Source organism: Rhodopirellula maiorica SM1 (assembly GCF_000346295.1).
In the GTDB taxonomy this organism is placed as follows: Bacteria; Planctomycetota; Planctomycetia; order Pirellulales; family Pirellulaceae; genus Novipirellula; species Novipirellula maiorica.
Genome location: NZ_ANOG01001075.1, coordinates 1 through 6,121, shown reverse-complemented (window position 1 = coordinate 6,121; position 6,121 = coordinate 1). Strand labels below are relative to the sequence as shown.

Here is a 6,121-nt window from a genome sequence, read left to right as displayed (position 1 = left end):
TCGAAATGCAAATCGCATTGGTGAGCCGAGGGCCGTAAGGCACCGGGTAATGCGTGGAACCCGGCCGCTGACGCGCTAGCGGCTCATCAAATCAATAGCCCGCTAGGCCTCGGCTGCGACATTCAACCGGAGGCTAATACGCAAACATTAGCTGCGATCGACGACTAAATGCCGACGGATGGTTTCGCATCGGGTTCGGCAACCGGTTTAGCCGGCGTGGGTTGGCCCGAGTTCGCTCCATTGGGATTTACATCCGGCTTCGGCAGCGGCAGTGTCTCTGTCGATTCGGAGGATTTGTCCGCTGCGGCAGGATCGGTGTCGGCCGGCGTGGGTTGGCGAGCGTCGTTCACAACGTCTGTGCTCGCAACGCGAAGTTCCAATTGCCGCCGCGTTTCGGCGAATCCGGGGACTGAGGTCAACCAGCGGAGTTCGGGATTAAACGTCACGCCCCGGAAATTGCGAAGCCGCGTCTCGGCCATTTCCTGTGATAGTTGGCCTGAATCGATCAAACGAACGATCTCTGCAGGAGCCAAATAGCCGATCCAAATATCGCTGTCGCCACCTCGACGGGAAAGACTGGTCTGCAACTGTGTCGCGGCGCGGCGGAGCGAATCGTCCGATGCGGCTACCGCAGGACCAATCTCGCGTGAGCCTGCCCCCGGCGATGATGCGGAAACAGGACCATTACCTAATGCGGGGGATGGCGTTGCCGATGCAATGATCGAATTTCCGTAGCTGTTGGATGAACCGCCTAAGCTCGGATTGCTTTCAAATGGTGCAGTCGACTGCGGAGTTCCGTACGCCGAACTGCCACCAACGATTGGCGACGTGCTGCGATAATTGGGGGCCGAGTAAACGCTCGACGGATAGCTTGGGACGCTGCGATAGTAAGGCGAGGCCGGGGGATAAGCGTAATTTTGGTAGATTGGACCTCGATAACGGCTTGAATAGCGTGGTCCGGCATAGATTCCGGTATTGACCGAGGTAAACGGAGCGCGAACTCGCGTGTCGCCCCAAGGAGCAACATCGACCGCGACAAAAGGCACGCGGACGCGGACGCCGCCGCCAAACCCGCGGCCGATTTGGATCAATTGGGCCTCGGCGTGCTGTTCCGGGCTGACCGCGAACATCAATGCCAGGGCGAACATAGCGATCGCGCGCGAGGTGCAATACCGAGTTGCAAAGCCACTGCATTGTAGAGGTGTCATCACATTTGTCTCTCATTTAGGGGTAAAAGGCTAATCGAGCGGTCGTTCCCCTCCATGGAGAGCTAGGTAATTTAGCGAAAATCCGCAGCGAGGCTAGTTGCTATTTCATACAGCGGAACAGCTGTTCACTTTCGGAGGAAAACGTGCGATTCGGCGCTCGGTTGGAAGCCGTATGGGGTAGAGCGGGTAAAGTTAAGAGGGCATTTTTCGTTCCAAGCTAAATTTCCTGTGTTTCAAACGCCGAGTAGCTATTGACAGGTTTCCTGCAAAACGGATACTTGCTCGTTCGTTATGAATTAAGGCCCGACGGAAAAGATCCACAATTACTTTCTATGCCAACCATCAATCAACTCGTCCGCAAGCGACGTAAGCTGAAGAAAAGCCAAAGCAAGTCGCCTGTGCTCGAAAAGTGCCCACAGAAACAGGGCGTTTGTTTGCAGGTCCGTACGATGACCCCTAAGAAGCCGAACTCGGCTCTGCGGAAGATCACTCGTGTGCGTTTGAGCAACGGCAAAGAAGTCACCGTCTACATTCCTGGTGAAGGTCACAACCTTCAAGAACACTCGATCGTCTTGGTTCGTGGTGGACGTGTTCGTGACTTGCCAGGTGTTCGTTACCAAGTGGTCCGCGGATCGCGTGACGCATTGGGCGTTGATGGCCGCAAGCAATCTCGAAGCCGTTACGGTGCGAAGAAATAGTTTGCGGATCTGATTCTGCAACCCCCTCTCGCTTCGAGCATTTTACCGTTTAGATCCATTTCACGGATTTGCCAGCCGATCGTTGTTGTCGGCCGCGATTCCCAACCGACTTACCGAAACCAAACATGGGACGTATCACAGCTAGCCGCACCTCACTTAAGGGTGACCCGAAGCACGGATCGATGCTTGCGGGCAAGTTCATCAATTGCTTGATGCTTGATGGTAAAAAGACCACAGCACAACGAGTTTTCTATGACGCACTCGAAGAAGTAGGCAAGCGTAACACGGACGCAGAGCCAATCGAGATCTTCGAAGCCGCGTTGGAAAACATCAAACCCTACATCGAAGTTCGCAGCAAGCGAGTCGGTGGTGCGAGTTACCAAGTGCCGATGCAAGTGAACCGTAGCCGTCAACAAAGTTTGGCGATTCGTTGGTTGCTAGCTGCTGTCCGCGACAAAAAGGGGCGTCCGATGCACCTGAAGCTTGCAGACGAAGTTTTGGCGGCCTACAAGAAAGAAGGCGTTGCTTACACCAAGCGTGAAAACACGCACCGCATGGCGGACGCGAACAAGGCATTTGCCCACTTCGCTTGGTAGTGCATTCGCACCACGAAAATCATGGACCGCGATCCGGTGTGCCTTACACCGTGTCGCGGTTTTTCATGCGCTAGTGTAGGCTTTGCAAAATCACAATAAACTGCCCCGACGCATTGGCGAACTTCGAATTCGCGAACACGCCGAGCTCGAACCGATTTCCCTTACTTCCTAGAAACACCCCACGAGACTGATGGCTCTCGACATATCCAAAATTCGTAACATCGGCATCATTGCTCACATTGATGCGGGCAAGACGACCGTGACCGAACGCATGCTGTATCTCAGTGGCGCGAAGCATCGAGTCGGCCGGGTTGATCATGGAACGACCGACACCGATGACGATCCCGAAGAACAAGAGCGCGGGATCACGATTTTCAGCGCGTGTGTGAAATACAACTGGAATCAGTATTCGATCAACTTGCTCGACACCCCCGGCCACGTTGACTTTACTGCCGAGGTTGAACGCTGTCTGCGTGTTCTCGATGGCGCGGTCACCGTGTTCTCGGCTCGTGAAGGAGTCGAAGCCCAGAGCGAAACGGTATGGCGGCAAGCGGACAAGTACGGCGTCCCGCGGATCGTGTTTATCAACAAGATGGATCGCGAAGGGGCCAATTTCGAGGCGGTCTACAACGATATCGCGCCTCGACTTGGCGGACGGCCGGTCGCGGTCGAGTTGCCGGTCGGCCAAGGCCCGCCGCATACCAGTGATCCATTTCGCGGCGTGATCGACTTGGTCGACTTGAAAATGCTGGAGTTTGATCCGGAAACCGAAGGTAAGGAAGTCAAGGAAACCGACATCCCGGCGGACCTGCTGGACGAAGCCATGTTGTGGCGTGAACAATTGCTCGAGGTCGTTTATGAGCTGAACGACGAAGCGATGATGTTGGCGATGGACGAAAAACCAGTGCCACGCGAGATGGTGGTGGCGACGCTCCGCCAAGGTTGCATCGACATGGCAATCCAGCCGGTGTTCTGTGGCTCGGCACTACACGGCATCGGCGTCCAGCCGTTGATGACCGGGGTCGGCAATTACCTGCCCAGCCCGCTGGATCGGCCGCCGGTCGAAGGAGTTGACCCGAAGAAACCCGATAAAGTGCTGCTGCGAAAACCCGACGTCAAAGAGCCGTTTTGCGGGCTGGTCTTCAAAATTTTGCCTGCCAAAACGGGCGACAATTACTGGATCCGCATCTATAGCGGCGAACTGAAACAGAACTCGCGCGTGCAATGTCCCAATCGCGACAAGAAAGAAAATATCGCTCAGCTGTGGCAGATTCACGCCAGCAAGAAGGAGCGTGACGGACAAATCGAAACGGTGGGCGCCGGCGATATCGTCTGTGTGATCGGGCCCCGGTTTGCCATTACGGGGGACACCGTTTGTGATACCAAAGAGACGATCGAATTGCCGAGCATCAAGTTCGCCGAATCGGTATTGTCGATGGCGATTGAGCCCGAAAACACCGGCGACCGCAAAAAGCTCGAAGAAACCCTCGACATGCTGCGCCGCCAAGATCCCACGTTCCACGCGGTTGAAAACGAAGAGCTGGGGCAAACGCTGATCAGCGGGATGGGCGAATTGCATTTGGAAGTGATCCAGCATCGTTTGACTCGCGACTTTGGCTTGAACGTCAAATTCTATAAACCACGGGTGAACTATCGCGAAACCATCAGCGGCGAATCGGATGTCGTGGGGCAATGCAACCGCCAAATGGGGGCTTCGCATATGTTCGCACGTTTGAAGGTCCGCGTTTCGGCACTCGAAGACAGTTCGGCACCGGTATTGGTCTTCGACCGTTTGCCGCCAGAGTGTCCGCTGCAAGGCAACGCCCGCGCCGCGGCGATTGAAGAGCTTCGGCAACGCGCCGATGGAGGCGGATTGATTGCAGGCTTTCCGTTGTCCGGTGTCAAAATCGAAGCGTACGACGCCGAAGTCCACGAAGAGGGTAGCGATGAGGTCGCGTTCCGCATCGCCGCCGGTGACGCGTTCGACAAAGGACTGCAAGCCGCCGGCCCGGAACTGCTCGAACCGGTGATGCGAGTCGAAGTCACGACGCCCGAAGATTACATGGGCGAAATCGTTGGGGACCTGCTTCAGCGGCGAGCCATCATTGCTTCGACCGAAACCCGCGGCGCGATGACCGTGATCACGGCTCATGCCCCGCTGAAAGAATTGTTTGGTTATTCGAGTGCGGTTCGAAGTCTCAGCCAAGGACGTGCCGGCGGCAGTATGGAACCCTACAGCTACCAACCGGCGCCCAAAGAAGACGCCGAGAGTTTTCAGTATTAACCAATTGACTCGCGTCCGCAGACCCAATGGCGTAATCGACGAGGCAACGAGTCCTTCGCGGATCAATGAAGCACGGGGACTCGGAACCTCGTCCACTACCCGAACATAAAGATGCAACGGAACACGAGCTACGATGACGACACAGACACTTGCGTTTAACAACGGATGTCTCGATCTGATTGATCAGACTCGGCTTCCAACCGAGTTGGTGACGCTGCGGTGCGAGAACGTTGAGCAGACGTTTGATGCGATCCAGCGACTGGTCGTCCGTGGTGCTCCAGCAATTGGGATTGCAGCCGCTTATGGGGTCTGTTTGGCGTGTCAGCCCGATGGGAAGCGATCCCGCCAGAGCTACCTCGATGCAATCGAGTATCTTGCCAAAAGCCGTCCGACCGCAGTCAATCTGTTTTGGGCACTCGACCGCATGAATGCAATTGTCGACTCGGTCGATGACGATGACGCGTTGCCCGATCGATTGCTTTGCGAAGCCACGACGATTCATGACGAAGATCGTCAGATGTGCCGCGATATCGGGCGTCACGGTGCCGAGCTGCTTGCGGATTGTCACCGCGTGCTGACGCATTGCAATGCAGGGGGATTGGCGACGTCGATGTGGGGCACCGCGTTAGCGCCGATCTACCACTTGCATGAATCCGGGCACGCCATCGAGGTGTTTGCGGATGAGACCCGTCCGCTTTTGCAAGGGGCTCGTTTGACAGCATGGGAATTGTCCGAGGCTGGCGTGCCGGTCACGGTGTTGACCGATTCGATGTCGGGAAGCCTGCTGCAATCGGGGCAAATCGATGCGGTGATTGTCGGCGCCGACCGCATTGCCGCCAACGGCGACGCGGCAAACAAAATTGGAACTTATCCTTTGGCGGTGCTAGCTCGCTATCACGATGTGCCGTTCTATGTTGCGGCACCGTCGAGCACGTTCGATCGGGCGCTGCCAAGCGGCGATCTGATCCCGATTGAACAACGCGGCCGGGATGAAGTCGCTAACCCTCACGGCGTCAAACTTGTCCCCGACGCCGCCAATGTGATCAACCCCGCCTTCGATGTGACCCCGGCTGATTTGATCACGGCGATCATTACCGAGCGGGGAACCGTCGCGAAACCTTGCCGCGAAAAACTCGCGAGCCTTCTCCAGTGGTGACATCCGTCTAGCGAAATCGCCCTCAATCAATCAGCGGCGGGCGAATGCCCAATGCCATCGACTTTCGTAGTGGGACTCGCCAGAGTTCCTGGTGTTTCAACAGCAAAGATGGGAATTCTGGCGAATCCCACTACTTGAGCATCCCCCAAACGTTGCCAAAGTAGATGGCATTGGGCAAA

At 56.2% G+C, this 6,121-nt stretch carries 5 protein-coding genes; 4 read left to right on the top strand and 1 reads right to left on the bottom strand.

Going from position 1 to position 6,121, the window contains the following annotated elements; all coding sequences use genetic code 11:
• Positions 1 to 164 precede the first annotated feature (164 nt).
• The gene (locus RMSM_RS34930; RefSeq protein WP_236622430.1) at positions 165 to 1,211 is read right to left on the bottom strand and encodes a hypothetical protein; all 1,047 of its coding nucleotides are present in this window, start codon (positions 1,209 to 1,211) and stop codon (positions 165 to 167) included.
• Between the two features lie 329 nt (positions 1,212 to 1,540).
• Here RMSM_RS34930 and rpsL point away from each other — a divergent pair, with 329 nt between their 5' ends.
• From rpsL to mtnA, 4 genes are all read left to right on the top strand, one after another.
• Positions 1,541 to 1,906: a 30S ribosomal protein S12 gene (rpsL, locus tag RMSM_RS34925; RefSeq protein WP_008708955.1), complete on the top strand. Its 366-nt coding sequence runs from the start codon at positions 1,541 to 1,543 to the stop codon at positions 1,904 to 1,906.
• 125 nt (positions 1,907 to 2,031) lie between these two features.
• Positions 2,032 to 2,502 carry a 30S ribosomal protein S7 gene (rpsG, locus tag RMSM_RS34920; protein ID WP_040771165.1) on the top strand — a complete coding sequence of 157 codons (471 nt, stop codon included), beginning with the start codon at positions 2,032 to 2,034 and terminating at the stop codon, positions 2,500 to 2,502.
• Positions 2,503 to 2,692: 190 nt separating this feature from the next.
• Positions 2,693 to 4,786, top strand: a complete 2,094-nt coding sequence (gene fusA, locus RMSM_RS34915; protein ID WP_008708951.1) for an elongation factor G — start codon at positions 2,693 to 2,695, stop codon at positions 4,784 to 4,786.
• Between the two features lie 133 nt (positions 4,787 to 4,919).
• On the top strand, positions 4,920 to 5,942 hold the full coding sequence (mtnA, locus tag RMSM_RS34910; RefSeq protein WP_008708949.1) for an S-methyl-5-thioribose-1-phosphate isomerase: 1,023 nt from the start codon (positions 4,920 to 4,922) through the stop codon (positions 5,940 to 5,942).
• Positions 5,943 to 6,121 lie beyond the last annotated feature (179 nt).